A 15,262-nucleotide genomic window follows, 5' to 3' on the forward strand; every position below is an offset into this window, starting at 1 on the left:
GACATCGAGAGCTCCGGCAGCCTCTGCCTTTCGGCATGCCGGACACCATGGAATGGGGAAGCCCTATGTCCGCCACCCTCCTCGGCCCCGACTTCGTCGCTCTGCAGGTACGCGATGTCGAAGCGGCGGCCGCCTTCTGCGAGAAGCACCTCGGTCTGCGCCGGGCCCCCGCGTCGCCTCCCGGTGCGGTGGTGTTCGCCACCGAGCCCGTCGCGTTCGCCGTCCGCGAGCCGCTGCCGGGAGTGGATCTCGACGGGGCCGACCGGCCCGGTCTCGGGGTGGCCCTGTGGTTCCGCACCACGGACACGCAGGAACTGCACGACCAGCTCACCGCCGCCGGGGTGACCGTCCTCAGCCCGCCGCGCGAGACTCCGTTCGGCCTGGCCTTCACCTTCGCCGGCCCCGAGGGGTACGCCATCACGGCGCACGGAAGCTGACCGACGACGTCGGGGGCTTCGGGTGCTCCGGCCCCACTGCCCCCGACGGACCCACCGGCCCTACCGGCCCCACCGGAGCCTCCCCGCCGGCGGGCCGCCCGGCCGGACGGCCCGCCGCCTTCGCGTACCGCTGGGCCAGTTCCTCGCACGCCGCCGTCAGTTCCGGCGGGCCGATCACCTCGATGTCGCAGCCGAAGGTGCCGATCAGGGCGGCCAGCCCCGGCCACGACCAGGCACCGAGACCGAGCCGGCAGCGGTCCGGGGCGACCTCCTCGACCACGGCACCGCCGGGCGCCCAGCGGGCGACGACCGCGGCAGGGGCGTCGAGGATCACCTCGCCGTGGCAGGACCACTGGTCGGGGGTGTCGCCGCGGTCGAGCTGCCCGATGACGAACGCCGTCACGTCCGCGCCGGGCAGCAGGTCCCGCGGTGCGAAGCGGACCCCGGTGGGGGCGTGCGGAGCGATCCGGTCGACCCGATAGGTCCGCCAGTGGGCACGCTCCACGTCCCATGCGACGAGGTACCAGCGGCCCGACCACATCACGAGGTGATGCGGCTCCACCCGGAACGGCCGCCCTGCCCCCGCCGCACGGCCGGAACCGCGGCTGCTCGCGTAGTCGAAGGTCAGCACCTCGCAGTGGCGGACGGCGGTGCCCGCGGCGAGCAGCACCCGGGAGTCGACCGGGGGCGCCGCGAGGTCCCAGGCGTTGTCGATCGACGTCACCCGTACCGCGTCGACCCGCTGCCGCAGCCGCTTCGGCATGACCTGGCGGACGGTGGCGAGCGCGCGGTCGGCCGCTTCTCCGAGGCCGGCCACCGTGGAGGGAGCGGTCTGCAGGGCGACGGCGACCGCGATGGCCTGCTCGTCGTCGAACAGCAGGGGCGGGACCTTCGCCCCGGCGTCCAGCCGGTACGCGCCTCCCGGCCCTTTGGTGACGCGCACGGGGTAGCCCAGTTCCCGCAGCCGGCCGATGTCCCGGCGCACGGTGCGCGGGCTCACCTCCAGGCGTTCCGCCAGTACCGAAGCCGGCCAGTCGCGCCGGGACTGGAAGAGGGAGAGCAGGAGGAGAAGGCGCGCCGATGTCTCTGCCATGTCCCCAACGTGCCAGGAATGGCGGCCGTCAGGTGGCCGGTACCCCTGTGACGCTGGCGTGCATGACCACTTCTTCCCCCACGGGCGGCGGTACGGCGGCCGCCGTACCGGCAGATCAGACGGCGCCGGAGCCGGAGACAGAGGCAGGTACAGGGCCGGGTACAGGGCTGGACACAGCGCCTGAGGCAGCACCAGGGACAGGCTCCGAGCCCGGGTCGCAGGTCCCCGCCGTCTCCGGCTCCTCCGCGGCGATCGCCCTCGTCGTGGTGCTCGTCGCCTCGTTCATGGAGCTTCTCGACGCGACGATCGTCACGGTCGCCGCCCCGGCGATCGCCGACGGGCTCGGGGCCGGTGAGGCCGCGCTCCAGTGGACGGTCGCCGGGTACACCCTCGCGCTCGGCGCCGGGCTGATCACCGGTGGGCGCGTCGGCGACCAGTTCGGACGGCGGCGTGTCTTCCTGACCGGGCTGGCGGCGTTCGCGGTGGCCTCGGCGGCCTGCGCGCTCGCGCCGGATCCGGCGGTCCTCGTCGCCACCCGGGTCGGCCAGGGGCTGGCGGGCGGGCTGATGGTCCCCCAGGTGTTCGGCATCATCCGGTCGTCCTTCGGGCCGGCCGCCCGGGCGCGGGCGTTCGGCGCGTACGGTGCGGTGCTCGGGCTCGCCTCGGTGGCGGGTCCGCTGCTCGGCGGCCTGCTCGTCGACGCGGACGTGTTCGGTCTGGGCTGGCGGACGGTCTTCTGGGTGAACATCCCGGTCGCGGCCGTCGGCCTCGTACTCGGCATACGGTTCCTGCCCGGGTCGGACGTGGCCGGGCGGTCCCGGCTGGACCTGCCCGGCGCGGCGCTCGCCGCGGCGGCCGCGGTGTGCGTCCTCCTGCCTCTGGTCCAGGGGCACGACGCGGGCTGGCCCTGGTGGGGCTTCGCTCTCCTGGCCCTGTCGGTACCGGTCACGGCACTGTTCCTCAGGAGGGAACGCCGCCTGGTCGCGCGCGGTGACCAGCCGGTCCTCGATCCGGGACTGCTGCGGGTACGGGCCTTCAGCAGTGGGCTGGCCGCCTCCGCGCTGTTCTTCGGCGCCATCGGCTCGTTCTTCCTGCTGCTGTCGCTCTACCTCCAGTACGGCACCGGACGCTCGGCCCTGGAAGCCGGGATGGTGATCCTCCCGTACGCGATCGGCTCGACCCTCACGTCCGGAGTGGGTGTTCAACTGGCCGCCCGCGCCGGCCGACTGCTGCTCGTCACCGGTTCGCTCGTCCTCGCCGTCTCGCAGCTCCTCCTGCTGCTCGTCGTAGGCGGCGGGGCCGCCCCTTCGTACGGGCAGCTGGCGGTGCCGCTGTTCATCGGTGGGCTCGGGCTGGGTCTCACCTCGCCCTCACTGGTCAACGTCGTCCTCGCGGGAGTGCCCGCACGGGATGCCGGGGCCGCCGGCGGGGTGCTCACCACCGTCGGCCAGATCGGCAACGCGATCGGCGTGGCCGCCTTGGGCGTGGGGTTCTTCACCGCGCTGGACACGGCCTCCGCCGCGGGCTCTCCCCCGCTCACGGCATACGGAGACGCGTTCTCCTCCGTCCTGCCGTGGCAGATCGCGTGCTACGTCGTGGCGGCGGCGCTGATGCTGCTGCTCCCGAAGCACACGAACGCTCCAGGAGACGGCCCGGCGACGGCGACCGTTGCCGAGAGGTGAGAGCGCCGCGGGTGGCGTGAGGCCACGCCGGTGGAGCGGGGCTGCGTCCGGGGCCCGGCCGCGCGGCGGCTGCTGGGGCGGCTGATCAGTGGCGGGGTGCGCCGTGGATGATTTCTGCGCCCCCGGATGATGCCCCGTGCTCCGGTACGCGCTCCGTGCGCCGGTTCCGCGCGTCCAAGGCCCCGACGTAACCGTTCCTAGGGGGTTTTGTGATGTTTTTGTAGGCGCACTCTGTGCTTGGGGGAGTCATGGACTTCGGGGGCCGGGGGAGGGCATCATGTGTCACAGCCAGTACGGCGCCCAGGTCATCCAAGGGCCCGACGGCAGATCCTCATGCAACTGCGGAGCATCCGGATGACAGAGAACCATGGTGTCCCGACGGAGGAAAGTGTGGGTGCCGGCGAACCGCTGTCGGTGTACTTCACCTCCGCCACCTGCCCGGAGTGCCAGAGCGCGAACGACGGCCTCAACGGCCGTTTCGCCTGCGGCGCTTGCGGTACCACGTATGCCCTGGAGCCGCCGACACTCTGACTCCCGGACAGTACGTCAGCCCTCGGCCCGCTCCTGCGTGATGCTCCATGCGTACTGCAGCCAGTCCGAGAGCGTGATGGCGCCCAGTCCGCAGGCGGCCAGCCGGGTGGCCCGCGGGGCGACGGCGTAACCGCAGACCAGCGAGGTGCCGACCCAGGCGGCGAGGCAGAAGGGGCAGGCGAGCAGTTCGCCGGTGGCCAGGCGCAGGCCGTGGCCGCGGGGCTCTTCCATGACCTCGCTGGCGCTGGCCGTTCCCGTACGCCGGGTGAACGGCGCCCGCACCAGGCTGGTGATCTTGTCCTTGGCCAGCAGCCGCGACGCCTTGTACGTCGCCGCCCCCAGCAGCAGCACGTCGAACGGGGGCACACGGGCGGGCAGCTTCCGTCCGGACCTCCGGAAACCCAGCGCGAACAGGGCCGTGGCCGTCACATAGGTCCCGGTCAGCACGGCATAGCCCCGCAGGGGCACCTCCTCCGCTTCCGCCGCCGAACCGCCCGGCCCGCTTTCTTCCGGGAGCGGGTTGACTGCCATGCTGCCTCCTACGACGACACCGGGGCTGAACCGGTACCCCCGGAACCGCCCGGTGCACGCCGATGAGACCGAGATACGACCGAACGGGTCACCGGGTTCCCCGGCTGACCGGAAGCGGATGCTTCTGCTGACCGGAAGCCCGCGGCATCCGCCCGCCGGGCCCACGGGGGCCGGGACGTGGCGCCCCTTGAACGGCCCCCGCGTCCCCGGCCCGGCGCGGGCGCACGTCAGGCGGTGCCGTTAGCCCCCTTCGCCTGCGCCGCCAGCTCCTTGAGCATCTTCAGCAGGTCGGCCGTCTCGCCGGCGGGCGGAGCCTTCACCGTCGCCGCGGTGCCGTAGTCGGAGTAGGTCGAGGTGACGCGCATCGTGCCCTGCAGCGTCTTGATCTGCGAGTCCATCTTCACCGGGTACTGGTCACCGTCGACCCAGACGTCGTAGTCGTACCCCTTGATGCCGGTCTTCTCCATGTTCGCGACCAGCTTCTCGCGCTCGGCGGGCGTCAGGAGTTCCGTGGTCTTCCGGCCCTTGATGGCCTCCTGGACCGTCAGCGAGCCCCGGTAGTGTTCCACCTTCCGGCCGTCCACCTCGGCGGGACCGAGGTCCTTGATGTCCCGGGAGTTGAGCAGCATGGCGAGCTGCTGGGACGGGTCCTGCTGCATGTCCTGGAGGCCGGCGGCCATCTGCTGGGCGGCCTTGCCGCCCGCCTCCGCCGCGGCTGCCTTCAGGTCGATCTTGGCCCACTTCTTGTCGCCGTAACCGTCGATCTGCGCGCCCATACCGGTGCGCAGGTCCGTGTAGATGGCGTCGTCGGCCCAGATCACGTGGTTCTTCCCGGCGTCGGCGGCCGACGCGCCGGGCTCGCTCTGGGTCACCGTCACGTCCATGGCCAGCGGGTGCCAGCCCATAACGCCGGTCACCCGCGTCTCGCCGGCGCTCTTCAACGACGCGGGCACCGTCATGGTCATCGAGACCTTCGCGGTCTTCGCCGCCGCCGTCTTCTTGTACGCCGCCGTGAGCGCCTGCACCGGCGCGCTCGTCCCCGACCCCTGCTCGGCCTTCTGCTCGGCGCCCTGGGCCGCCTTGGTCTTGTCCCCGCCGTCCTGGCAGCTCGTCAGGCTCGCCGTCACGGCCACGGCCGCCAGCGTCACTCCCACGCGCCGCGCGATGTGCTTCTGCACGTCCCACCCCTGTTGCTCCACCCGGGGCAGTGCTCCCACTACGCCACCCGGGTCATTCCTGTTATCTACGCAACGCACAGTAATGCATAGGTCTGACATTCCGGTCCGACCTGGGCAGACCCCCGCCACCCAGACCCTCCCGGCACCCGGCCGCCCCCCTCGCACCCAGCCCCGCGTCCGCACCCGGGCATCGCGCACGGCTCGGGTCAAGGCCGCAGACGTCCGAGCCAGGGAGGGGGCCCGTACGTATCGGTGATCGCGTCGGCGAGCCACCCTCGCTGCCGTTCCGTGAGGACGGGCAGCGCCGCGTCGAAGTCCTGCTCGTCCTTGGGCCGTGGTGTACGCGCCTTGTAGAAGAGCTGCACGTCCGCACCCCGTCGGCGGAGATGCCGCCGAGGTCGCCGACCGGCCGGCGGACGCGGGGCCCGGCCGGCACCAGATGTCGTGGACGCCGAGGGCAGGGTCTCGCCCGGGGCCCACGGGCGCAGACTGCCCGGCGGATCGGCCGCCCACCATTGCCAGCCGGCCAGCACCTGCTGGTCCACGAGCTGGTCGCGCCGCAGGAGCAGGACGTCGATGTCGTCGTGACTCCGGACGCGCCGGCCCACCGCGAGTCCGATCGCGAAGCCTCCGGCCACCCACCACGGGGAACCCGCCCGGGAGAACCTGGCGGCGACGTCGGTCAGCGGAGCGGGGTCCCATCGCCCGAGGGGAGGGTAGAGGCCCTTCATCCTCGTCATCCTCGTCTGCCGGAGGGGCGGGGCCCGGGTGGAGCGGGGCCGGGAGGGCCGGAGCCCGGATCGCCGATGCCGCGTACAAACGCGCGACCGCGCGATGGGAACTGATTTTCGCGTACGTCGGCGGGGGCGTAACAGCGTGTTTCCGGAGAACCCGGACCTTCGCGCAGCGCGCTTCCCGAACCGCTCCGACGAAAGGTGGCCGGCCATGACCACGCCTGCCGCGGGTTCCCGCTACCACTTGCTCGCGCTCACCGGCCATCCCCCGACGGCCGCCGCACGCCTGGTCAGGGCTGTCCGGTTCGGGGCGACGACCCCGACGGTCCTGGTGGACGTGACCGCGGCCGGCGATCTGGACGTGGAGGCGCTGGGCGCGCTGGCCCGCCTGTCGATGCTGCTGCGTTCGACCGGGGGCGGCGTGGTGCTCGTCGGCGCCGGTCCCGCCGCGCGCCAGTTGACCGCCCGTACCGGCACCGCCTGGCTGCTGCCCGCCCACCGCGACGTCGAGGCCGCGGTGGCGTCCCTGCCCCCTCCGGGCGGCCGTGGACGGTCACCGAACTGGCTCCGGGCCGCAGCAGCGCCTTATCCCGGCCCGCGGAGGGCAACTGAGCGGGGCGGCAGGAAAGGGAGCGGGAGGCGTCGTCCGGGCCCGGTGGGCGTACGGGCGAGAATCGGCGGATGGACATCCGGCAGCTGGAGTACTTCCTCGCCATCGTCGACCAGGGCGGCTTCCACCGGGCCGCCACGGCCCTGTACGTCTCCCAGCCGTCGCTGTCGCAGTCGGTCCGGGCGCTGGAACGCGACCTGGGCAGCGAGCTCTTCCACCGCGTCGGCCGGCGGGCGGTGCTCACCGAGGCGGGCCGGGCCCTGATCGAACCGGCCCGTGCGGCGGTACGCAGCCTGGCCACCGCGCGGGCCAGTGTCGCGGCGGTGCACGAACTGCGGACCGGCCGGGTGGACGTGGCCGCCATGCCGTCCCAGGCGGTGGAGCCGCTGACCACGATGATCCGCGCCTTCAGCGGCCGCCACCCGGGCGTGTCCGTCGTCATCAAGGCCGCGTTCACCTCCCGCGACGTGGTCGAGATGGTCCGTACCGGCACGGTCGAACTCGGACTGCTGGCCACCACGGGCCCGTTGCCGGACAAGGAGGTGGTGTCACTGCCCGCCGGGGAGCAGCGCTTCGTGCTCGTGGTCTCCCCCGACGGGCCGTTCGCCGGGCGGCGCGAGGTTTCCTGCGAGGAACTGGCGGGACAGCGGCTGATCGTCGGGCAGCGGGGCACCGGAATGCGCGCCTACGTGGACGACCTGCGCGAACGCGGTGTCGCGTACGTCGTCGCCGCCGAGACCGAGCACCGGGTCGCCCTGCTCCCCCTGGTCCTGGCGGGGGTGGGGTCGGCGGTGGTGACGGAGGCCTGGCGGGCCATGGCCGAACAGGCCGGGGCCCGGGTGCTGGACATCGAGCCGCGGAGCACGCTGAACATCGGGCTGGTCAGCCGCCGTACAGGACTGTCGCCGGCCGCACGGGCCTTCGTGACGACGGCGTTGCCCCGGGCCGGACGCTGACGCGTTCTCCCCGGCATCTCCGCTGATAAGCCCCGCTGATCAGCCAGATCGGAACTGCGTCTTGGACCGCCGGCAGGCCGCGTTGCTGCAATCGGAGCCATGACGAACCACCGCATTGCCCTGATCCCCGGCGACGGCATCGGTACCGAGGTACTGCCCCCGGCGCAGCAGGTGCTCGACGCCGTCGGCCGCCGCCACGGCCTCGTGTTCTCCTACACCTCGTACGACGACTGGTCCTGCGAACGCTATCTGCGGGAGGGCGCGATGATGCCCGCGGACGGCCTGGACCAGTTGCGCGACAAGGACGCCGTCCTGCTCGGCGCGGTCGGCCGCCCGGACGTACCGGACCACGTCTCGCTGTGGGGCCTGCTGATCCCCATCCGCCGCGGTTTCCGCCAGTACGTCAACCTGCGGCCGGTGCGCGTCTTCGAGGGGATCGACAGCCCGGTGCGGGGCGCGGTGGCCGGCGAGGTGGACTTCGTCGTCGTACGGGAGAACGTCGAGGGCGAGTACAGCGAGATCGGCGGGCGGCTGAACCGCGGACTCCCCGAGGAGGCCGCCGTGCAGGAGTCGGTGTTCACCCGGGCCGGGGTGACGCGGGTGCTGGACTACGCCTTCGAGCTGGCGGCGAGCCGCCAGGGCAGGCTGACCTCCGCCACCAAGTCGAACGGCATCGTGCACACCCTGCCCTTCTGGGACGAACTCGTGGCCGAGCGCGGCGCCGCGCACCCCGGGGTGGCCTGGGACCAGGAGCACATCGACGCGCTGGCCGCCAAGTTCGTACTGGAACCGGCCCGCTTCGACGTGGTGGTGGGCTCCAACCTCTTCGGCGACATCCTCAGTGACCTGGCGGCAGCCGTGGCCGGGTCCATCGGCATCGCGCCGGCCGCCAACCTCAACCCGGAACGCGAGTTCCCCTCGATGTTCGAGCCGGTGCACGGTTCGGCGCCCGACATCGCGGGGCGCGGTGTCGCCAATCCGCTGGGGGCGATCTGGTCCGCCGCCCTGATGCTCGACCACCTCGGACACCCCGGCGCGGCCCGGGACGTCACCGACGCCATCGGGGCGGTCCTGGCCAAGACGGACGTCCGCACGCCCGACCTGGGCGGCACCGCCACGACCTCGGAGTTCACCGAAGCGCTTCTCGAACTGCTGTGACCCGGCCGCCCCTTGGTGGGCCGCCCCGCCGCCGTCCCGTCCCTTCCCCGACCGGTCCCGCGCCCGGCTGTGTCCGTTCCCCGACGAGGTGATACGCCATGGCACCACCCGAGTCCGCCGTGCCGGCCGGGCCACCGACCTCCATCCCTGATCCGCCCCCGGACCCCCGTCCGGCTCCGGCCTCGCCGTCCCCGCCCCCTCCCCCGCCTCCCAACCCCTGGTACCGACAGCTTTACTTCTGGGTACTGACCGCCATCGTCACCGGCATCGCGACCGGCTGGCTGTGGCCGGCCGCGGGGGCGGCCCTGGGCCCGGTCGGCACCACCTTCGTGTCCGCGGTCAAGATGCTCATCGCGCCGATCGTCTTCCTCACCGTCGTGGCCGGGATCGGCGGCGTCGACAGCCTCGGCCGGGTGGGCCGCGTCGGCCTGAAGTCGCTCGCCTACTTCCAGGCGGGCACCCTGCTCGCCCTCCTGCTGGGGCTGCTCGCCGTCAACGTCTTCCGGCCCGGCGCCGGTGTGCATGCCGACCCCGGCGGTCTGCGGCTGGCGGGCGACGCCGCCCGGTACGCGGAACGCGGGTCGGACCGGAGCTGGTGGCACTTCCTGACCGACCTGGTGCCCAGCAGCGTGACCGGGGCCTTCGCCGAGGGCAACATCCTCCAGGTCATCTTCTTCTCGGTGCTCTTCGGTGTCGCCCTGAAGACCGTGGGAGTGGCCGGGCAGCCGATCGTGGACGGTGTGGCGCGGCTCAGCGCCGTGGTGTTCAAGATCCTGCACTACGTCATGCTGGCCGCTCCCGTCGGCGCGTTCGGCGCGATGGCGTACACCATCGGTACGTACGGCATCTCCACCCTCACCGGCCTCGGCCGCCTCATCGCCCTCTTCTACGGCACGTCGCTGTTCTTCGTCGTCGTGGTCCTGGGCGGTGTCACCGCGCTGCTGAGGATCAGCGTCTTCCGGCTGCTGTCCTACCTGCGCGAGGAGTTCCTGCTGGTCCTGGGCACCTCGTCCTCCGAGAGCGCCCTCCCCCGGCTGATGGCCAAGCTCGAAGCGCTCGGCATCCGCCGTGACATCGTGGGCCTGACCGTCCCCACCGGCTACTCGTTCAACCTCGACGGCAGCTCGATCTATCTCTCGCTGGCCGCCGTCTACATCGCCCAGGCCACCGACACGCCGCTCGGCCTCGGTCAGCAGCTCGGCCTGCTCGCCGTCATGCTGCTGACCTCGAAAGGCTCCGGCGGTGTCACGGGCGCGGGGTTCATCGCCCTGGCCGCCACCCTCTCGACCGTGGGGACCGTGCCGGCCGCCGGCATCATGCTGATCTTCGGTGTCGACAAGTTCATGTCCGAGTGCCGTGCCCTGACGAACCTCGCCGGCAACAGCGTCGCCACCCTCGTCGTCGCCCGCTGGGAGCGCGTCCTGGACAGCGCGCGCGTCAACGAGGTCCTGTGTGCCGAGCGGGCCGCCCGGCACCGGATGCCCCTCCCTGTGCGCAAGCCGTGACGGCCATGCCGCTCACTCGAAGCCCAGTCCCGGCTCCACGCCGGTCAGCTCGCAGCTGACGTCCCAGAGCCGTTCCGCGACGGTGGTGTCCTTCAGGTGGTCCCACACCGGCTCGCTACGGGGCTCCCCGCGCAGTCCGAAGACCCGCGGGCCCCACAGCTGGCCGCCCGTCGCCTCCGGATCGAGCACGGCCCGTACGACAGGCCGGGCGCCGGCGTCCTTGCCCTGTACGAGCAGCCCGGCGGGCAGGCCGCGCAGCCGCTCGCCGGAGGTCCGTACGTGCACCGGCGGACGCGAGGGCGTGAGGGAATCCAGTGCGCCGCCGGGATGGGCCACCAGGCTGCGTACCGGGCTGCCGGTCGCGCGCAGACGGCGGTCGAGGGTGAGACCGAAGTACATCTGCGCCAGCTTCGACCGGCCGTAGGTCCGCTTCGGACGGTAGTCGTCGCCGGCGGACTGCAGGTCGGCCAGGTCCAGCCGCTCGGACTTCGCCGCGAAGCTGCCGACGGTCACGACGCGTGCGGCCGGCGCGGCCGCGAGCAGGGGGCGAGCCACCGGGTCAGGGCGACGTGACCGAGGTGGTTGGTCCCGAACATCAGCTCGTGGCCGTCCTCGGTCACCCGCCGGGGCGGATCGTCGAGCGCCACCCCGGCGTTGTGGACCACCGCGTCGAGGTGCCCGAGGGCGAGCGCGTCGGGCACGGCTTCGAGGGACGACAGGTCGGCCAGGTCCAGCGGGATGTGGCGTACGCGGGCGCCGGGGACGCGGGAGCGGACGGAGTCCGCGGCGGCCGCCGCCTTCGTGCTGTTCCGGCTGCCGAGGACGACGGTGGCTCCGGTTCCGGCGAGCTGTTCCGCGACGAAGTAGCCGATGCCCGCGTTGCCGCCGGTGACCAGGAACGTTCTACCCTCGGCGGACGGCAGCCGGTGCACGTCCCACGGCGGGGCCGGCGACCGGCGCGGGGGCCGGGGCGGGGCGGAGAACCGGGCAGAGTTCCGGGCTGCGGGCCGGGCTTCGGGCTGGGCTTCGGGCTGGGCTGCGGGCCGGGCTTCGGGCTGGGCTGCGGGCTGGGCTTCGCCAGACATCATGACTCCTCGATCGCGTGCGGCGGGCCGCCGTGGCGGCGGGTGCCCGGCCGTCCGCTGCGGCGCCGGGCCATCCCGTGGACCAAGATCGCAGCGGCCTCCTACACGTCACCGACACACCGCCGACACGGCTCCCGCACGTGTCCCGCACGTGTCCGCCGACCCGCCGCCGCCCCGCCCCCGGGCGCGTTCCGGACCGGTCGCGGAGGGATGCGAGGATGGGCCGTATGGACATCCTGCGCAGGAACAACGTCACCGTCACCGGTAACCCGGAGGGGCCGGTGGTGGTGCTGGCGCACGGCTTCGGCTGTGACCAGAACATGTGGCGTCTGACCGTGCCTGCCCTGACCGATGCCTACCGGGTGGTGCTGTTCGACTACGTCGGCTGCGGCCGCTCCGACCTGTCGGCGTTCCAGAAGAATCGTTACGCCTCCCTCGACGGCTACGCCCGGGACGTGGTGGAGGTGGCCGAGGCCCTCGACCTGCGCGACGCCACCTTCGTCGGGCACTCGGTCAGTGCCATGACCGGCGTGCTCGCCGCCCGGCGGGCCCCGGAGCGCATCGGCTCCCTGGTGATGGTCGCGCCGTCCCCGCGCTACATCGACGACGAGGGCTACCGCGGCGGCTTCACCGCCGCGGACATCGACGAGCTGCTGGCCTCGCTGGACTCCAACTACCTGGGCTGGTCGGCCACCATGGCTCCGGTGATCATGGGCAACCCGGACCGCCCCGAGCTGGGCGACGAGCTGACCAACAGCTTCTGCGCGACCGACCCCGACATGGCCCGCGTCTTCGCCCGTACCACCTTCCTGTCCGACTCCCGCGACGACCTGAAGACGGTCGAGGTGCCCACGCTGGTGCTGGAGTGCGTGCAGGACGTGATCGCCCCGCGCGAGGTCGGCGCGTACGTGCACGCCCAGGTCCCCGGCTCGACGCTGGTCACCCTGGACGCCGTCGGCCACTGCCCGCACCTGTCCGCGCCCGAGGCCACCAACGAAGCGATCACCGGCTTCCTGGCAGGGCTGCGGGCATGAGCCGCGCCGGGCAGGAGGAACCCGACCCGTACGGGGCGGGTGGCGCCAGCGCCACGGACGCCGCGTTCGCGGCGCTGCTGGAGGACAGCGCCGAGGAGCTCTACGACTCCGCCCCGTGCGGCTATGTCTCGACGCTGATGGACGGCACCATCGCGAAGATCAACGCGACGCTCCTGGACTGGCTCGGGCTGGCCCGCGAGGCGGTGGTAGGGCGGATGCGGTTCACCGACCTGCTCACCGTGGGCGGCAAGCTCTACCACGAGACGCACTTCGCCCCGCTGCTGCGGATGCAGGGCGAGATCAACGGCATCGCGCTGGAGGTCAGGCGCGCCGACGGCCCGCGGATACCGGTCCTGGTCTCCTCGACCGTCAAGTACGGCGGCGAGGGCGAGCCGCTGCTGATCCGTACCACCCTCTTCGACGCGCGGGACCGCCGCGCGTACGAGGAGGAACTGCTGCGGCGGCAGCAGGAGGCGGAGAAGGCCCGCAAGCGGGCGGAGGCGGACCGCGCGCGGCTGCAGGAGGCGCTGGCCGCCCTCCAGCAGAGCCTGCTGCCCACGGTGCTGCCCGACATACCGGGCCTCGAAGTGGCCACGTACTACCACACCGCCTCCCCCGACCGGCTCGGCGGCGACTTCTACGACCTGTTCGCCCTGGACGGCAAGCGCTGGGCGTTCTTCCTCGGGGACGTGAGCGGCAAGGGCCCCAAGGCCGCCGCCCTGACGTCGCTGACCCGCTACACCCTGCGCGCCGCCGCCCTGCACGACCCGGACCCGGTGGCCACCCTGGCCACCTTGAACACGGTCCTGCACGAGCGCTACAGCGGCGGCGACCCGCGCTACTGCACCGCCATATACGGCATCCTGGAGCCCGACCCGGAGACCGGGGAAGTGGCCGTACGGCTCGCCTCGGGCGGCCATCCTCCGGCGCTGGTCCTGCGCGCGGACGGCACCTGCGACTTCCTGCCCACCCCGGGCGGGCTGCTCGTCGGCATCCTGCCCGACCCCCGGTTCACCACCGCCACCACCACCCTCGTGCCGGGTGACAGCCTGCTGCTGTACACCGACGGCATCACCGAGGCCCGTACGGGCCCCGACCGTGCTCTGTACGGGGACGACGCCCTGCGCACGTTCGCCACCGGCCACAGCGGGTCGCCGCCGCACGCCGTGATCCAGGCGCTGACCGGGCTGCTGGACGGTTTCGGTGACGGTCTGGACGACGACACCGCCCTGCTCGCCCTCGGCGTTCCGGCCGGCGCCCACCCGTGCGCCTCCACCGGCTCCGCCCCCGCCCCCACCCCTTCGACCCCACCCCAGAGATGAGCGCACTGAAGATAACTCCCCGAGACGCCGTGACCGGTCCTGTACTGGAGATCGCCGGGGACCTCGACTACGACCACGCCGACGAGCTGCGCTCCGTCGTCTCCGGCCTCACGCTGGAGCCGGGCCAGCGCCTGGTGCTCGACCTGCGGGCGATGGAGTTCTGCGACTCCAGCGGCATCACCGCCCTGCTGGCCGCCCGCCACCACGCGATCGCGGCCGAGGCGGACGTCGCCCTGGCCGCCGTACCCGCCAACACGCTGCGCGTCCTGCGCTACGTCGGCCTCGACCAGGTCTTCACCTGCCATCCCGACAGCGAGGTGGCCACCGTTCCCTGACGTGGAGGGGCCTCCGCCGCGTTGTGCAGGGCCGACGGCCCGGACGCGGGCCGCTGGACCGGACGGAGCCGCCCATCACCGAGCCCCCGCCGTCGCCGGTGCCGTTGCCCCGGCGTGTCTTCCTGGCCCGTACGGGGCTGCTCGGTGCCGCGGCCGGTACCGGACTGGCCAAGGGCGCGGCTCCGGCCGGGAGCGCGCCGGTGCCGGTGGTCGACGAGTTGCTCGCCCTGCTGCGGCCGGTGCTCGCGCGGCTGGCCCAGGACGCCTTTCGCGGACTCGCCGCCTTCTCGCTGCCGGGTGACGACGCCTACTCCCGTGCGCAGGGCGCCCCGCGCGGACGGCCGGGCGGGGTCGCCGCCGGGGCCGACGAGCTGGTCGCGGCCACGCTCGTCCGGTTCGTACCGTTCCCGCAGGAGGTGGCCCGACCGCTGGCCATGGCTCTGGCGACGGCAACGGCGGACACGGGCATCGAGCTGCCGCGGCGCCTGCCTTCGGAGCTGTGACGGCTGGACGCCGCGTTGCGTCTGCTGCTGCGCGGCGACGAGAAACTTCCGCTGTCACTCGCCGTGGCCGTGCTCCTCGGCCTCCTCGCCACGCGGGTCGATCCGACGGCGGTCGGCGGACCCTTCCTGTCACCGTTCTCCCGGCTGTCCTACCGCGCCAAGACCCGCGTGTTCCAGCTGCTGGAGCACACCGACTCCGACCTCGTCGCCCTGCTGAACACCCATCTCCCGCAGCCGCTGCGCGCTTCCGTGTCCGGGCTGCTGAAGTACCTGGGCAGCGGGCTGCCGGCGATCATCTCCTTCGGCTGCTTCACCGAGCAGGCCGTGTGGGACGCCGGCCGGCGCGACATCACGGCCCTGCCCGTCGGCTGGGAACTGACCGGCTACGACGGCCGGGCCGACGGGCGCGCCGACTTCTGGGGCTACTACCAGGGGCGCAAGGAGGCGGCCGGACGTGCGTGATGTCATCGTCGTCGGTGCGGGCCGGCGGACCGGTCGAAAGGCGGGTGGTTCAGGGAAAGACCGCAGAGTTCGTTCGTCTGGCAGCTCTCCGGGGTCGGCGGCACGA

The 15,262-nt window shown here is 72.8% G+C and carries 15 protein-coding genes and 2 pseudogenes; 12 read left to right on the plus strand and 5 right to left on the minus strand.

The features are described 5' to 3' along the window. The first annotated feature begins 65 nt into the window (after window positions 1–65). Window positions 66–437, plus strand: a complete 372-nt coding sequence (locus tag ACEXOX_RS02100) for a VOC family protein (RefSeq protein ID WP_406518724.1) — start codon at window positions 66–68, stop codon at window positions 435–437. Here ACEXOX_RS02100 and ACEXOX_RS02105 read toward each other — a convergent pair. Beyond that, complete coding sequence (locus ACEXOX_RS02105) at window positions 418–1,530, minus strand: helix-turn-helix transcriptional regulator (protein ID WP_406518725.1); 1,113 nt, start codon at window positions 1,528–1,530, stop codon at window positions 418–420. The genes ACEXOX_RS02100 and ACEXOX_RS02105 overlap by 20 nt on opposite strands. Window positions 1,531–1,592: 62 nt before the next feature. Here ACEXOX_RS02105 and ACEXOX_RS02110 point away from each other — a divergent pair, with 62 nt between their 5' ends. After that, window positions 1,593–3,212 carry an MFS transporter gene (locus tag ACEXOX_RS02110; protein ID WP_406518726.1) on the plus strand — a complete coding sequence of 540 codons (1,620 nt, stop codon included), beginning with the start codon at window positions 1,593–1,595 and terminating at the stop codon, window positions 3,210–3,212. Window positions 3,213–3,566: 354 nt separating this feature from the next. Continuing rightward, window positions 3,567–3,743 (plus strand): hypothetical protein, encoded by a 177-nt coding sequence (locus ACEXOX_RS02115; protein ID WP_406518728.1) that lies wholly within the window; start codon window positions 3,567–3,569, stop codon window positions 3,741–3,743. Window positions 3,744–3,758: 15 nt separating this feature from the next. Here ACEXOX_RS02115 and ACEXOX_RS02120 read toward each other — a convergent pair whose 3' ends face one another. The 3 genes from ACEXOX_RS02120 to ACEXOX_RS02130 all read right to left on the minus strand — a co-directional run bounded on the left by ACEXOX_RS02120 (window position 3,759) and on the right by ACEXOX_RS02130 (window position 6,183). Next, window positions 3,759–4,274, minus strand: a complete 516-nt coding sequence (locus tag ACEXOX_RS02120) for a DUF1360 domain-containing protein (RefSeq protein ID WP_406518729.1) — start codon at window positions 4,272–4,274, stop codon at window positions 3,759–3,761. Between the two features lie 227 nt (window positions 4,275–4,501). After that, entirely contained in the window at window positions 4,502–5,452 is a 951-nt protein-coding gene (locus tag ACEXOX_RS02125) for a hypothetical protein (protein ID WP_406518730.1), read from the minus strand. A gap of 206 nt (window positions 5,453–5,658) precedes the next feature. Next, the gene (locus tag ACEXOX_RS02130; protein WP_406518732.1) at window positions 5,659–6,183 is read right to left on the minus strand and encodes a nucleotidyltransferase domain-containing protein; all 525 of its coding nucleotides are present in this window, start codon (window positions 6,181–6,183) and stop codon (window positions 5,659–5,661) included. 214 nt (window positions 6,184–6,397) lie between these two features. Between ACEXOX_RS02130 and ACEXOX_RS02135 the strand changes: the two are divergent. The 4 genes and pseudogenes from ACEXOX_RS02135 to dctA all read left to right on the plus strand — a co-directional run. Then, window positions 6,398–6,688 (plus strand): annotated as a pseudogene (locus ACEXOX_RS02135) (STAS domain-containing protein); the annotation flags it as partial. Between the two features lie 179 nt (window positions 6,689–6,867). Continuing rightward, the gene (locus ACEXOX_RS02140) at window positions 6,868–7,752 is read left to right on the plus strand and encodes a LysR family transcriptional regulator (RefSeq protein ID WP_406518733.1); all 885 of its coding nucleotides are present in this window, start codon (window positions 6,868–6,870) and stop codon (window positions 7,750–7,752) included. Between the two features lie 99 nt (window positions 7,753–7,851). Then, on the plus strand, window positions 7,852–8,910 hold the full coding sequence (locus ACEXOX_RS02145) for a tartrate dehydrogenase (RefSeq protein WP_406518734.1): 1,059 nt from the start codon (window positions 7,852–7,854) through the stop codon (window positions 8,908–8,910). Between the two features lie 98 nt (window positions 8,911–9,008). Then, a complete protein-coding gene (gene dctA / locus ACEXOX_RS02150) occupies window positions 9,009–10,415 on the plus strand; it encodes a C4-dicarboxylate transporter DctA (protein ID WP_406518735.1) in 1,407 nt (468 codons plus the stop codon). 12 nt (window positions 10,416–10,427) lie between these two features. Here dctA and ACEXOX_RS02155 read toward each other — a convergent pair. Next, window positions 10,428–11,347: pseudogene (locus ACEXOX_RS02155) on the minus strand (SDR family NAD(P)-dependent oxidoreductase). A 380-nt stretch (window positions 11,348–11,727) separates the two neighbouring features. Here ACEXOX_RS02155 and ACEXOX_RS02160 point away from each other — a divergent pair. The 5 genes from ACEXOX_RS02160 to ACEXOX_RS02180 all read left to right on the plus strand — a co-directional run bounded on the left by ACEXOX_RS02160 (window position 11,728) and on the right by ACEXOX_RS02180 (window position 15,156). Then, entirely contained in the window at window positions 11,728–12,534 is an 807-nt protein-coding gene (locus ACEXOX_RS02160; protein ID WP_406518736.1) for an alpha/beta fold hydrolase, read from the plus strand. Beyond that, on the plus strand, window positions 12,531–13,856 hold the full coding sequence (locus tag ACEXOX_RS02165; protein WP_406518737.1) for a PP2C family protein-serine/threonine phosphatase: 1,326 nt from the start codon (window positions 12,531–12,533) through the stop codon (window positions 13,854–13,856). Before ACEXOX_RS02160 ends, ACEXOX_RS02165 begins: the two co-directional genes overlap by 4 nt. After that, entirely contained in the window at window positions 13,853–14,191 is a 339-nt protein-coding gene (locus ACEXOX_RS02170) for an STAS domain-containing protein (RefSeq protein ID WP_406518738.1), read from the plus strand. Before ACEXOX_RS02165 ends, ACEXOX_RS02170 begins: the two co-directional genes overlap by 4 nt. A gap of 104 nt (window positions 14,192–14,295) precedes the next feature. Beyond that, the gene (locus ACEXOX_RS02175) at window positions 14,296–14,694 is read left to right on the plus strand and encodes a hypothetical protein (protein ID WP_406518739.1); all 399 of its coding nucleotides are present in this window, start codon (window positions 14,296–14,298) and stop codon (window positions 14,692–14,694) included. Between the two features lie 15 nt (window positions 14,695–14,709). Then, complete coding sequence (locus ACEXOX_RS02180) at window positions 14,710–15,156, plus strand: hypothetical protein (protein WP_406518740.1); 447 nt, start codon at window positions 14,710–14,712, stop codon at window positions 15,154–15,156. Window positions 15,157–15,262 lie beyond the last annotated feature (106 nt).

The sequence above is a fragment of the Streptomyces sp. Ac-502 genome (assembly GCF_045222935.1).
GTDB classification, from domain to species: domain Bacteria; phylum Actinomycetota; class Actinomycetes; order Streptomycetales; family Streptomycetaceae; genus Streptomyces; species Streptomyces monomycini.

Bases quoted from the DNA above. Each gene is read 5' to 3' on its own strand.
- ACEXOX_RS02100 (WP_406518724.1), top strand. From the start codon at position 66: ATGTCCGCCACCCTCCTCGGCCCCGACTTCGTCGCTCTGCAGGTACGC.
- ACEXOX_RS02105 (WP_406518725.1), bottom strand. From the start codon at position 1,530: ATGGCAGAGACATCGGCGCGCCTTCTCCTCCTGCTCTCCCTCTTCCAG.
- ACEXOX_RS02110 (WP_406518726.1), top strand. From the start codon at position 1,593: ATGACCACTTCTTCCCCCACGGGCGGCGGTACGGCGGCCGCCGTACCG.
- ACEXOX_RS02115 (WP_406518728.1), top strand. From the start codon at position 3,567: ATGACAGAGAACCATGGTGTCCCGACGGAGGAAAGTGTGGGTGCCGGC.
- ACEXOX_RS02120 (WP_406518729.1), bottom strand. From the start codon at position 4,274: ATGGCAGTCAACCCGCTCCCGGAAGAAAGCGGGCCGGGCGGTTCGGCG.
- ACEXOX_RS02130 (WP_406518732.1), bottom strand. From the start codon at position 6,183: ATGAAGGGCCTCTACCCTCCCCTCGGGCGATGGGACCCCGCTCCGCTG.
- ACEXOX_RS02140 (WP_406518733.1), top strand. From the start codon at position 6,868: ATGGACATCCGGCAGCTGGAGTACTTCCTCGCCATCGTCGACCAGGGC.
- ACEXOX_RS02145 (WP_406518734.1), top strand. From the start codon at position 7,852: ATGACGAACCACCGCATTGCCCTGATCCCCGGCGACGGCATCGGTACC.
- dctA (WP_406518735.1), top strand. From the start codon at position 9,009: ATGGCACCACCCGAGTCCGCCGTGCCGGCCGGGCCACCGACCTCCATC.
- ACEXOX_RS02160 (WP_406518736.1), top strand. From the start codon at position 11,728: ATGGACATCCTGCGCAGGAACAACGTCACCGTCACCGGTAACCCGGAG.
- ACEXOX_RS02165 (WP_406518737.1), top strand. From the start codon at position 12,531: ATGAGCCGCGCCGGGCAGGAGGAACCCGACCCGTACGGGGCGGGTGGC.
- ACEXOX_RS02170 (WP_406518738.1), top strand. From the start codon at position 13,853: ATGAGCGCACTGAAGATAACTCCCCGAGACGCCGTGACCGGTCCTGTA.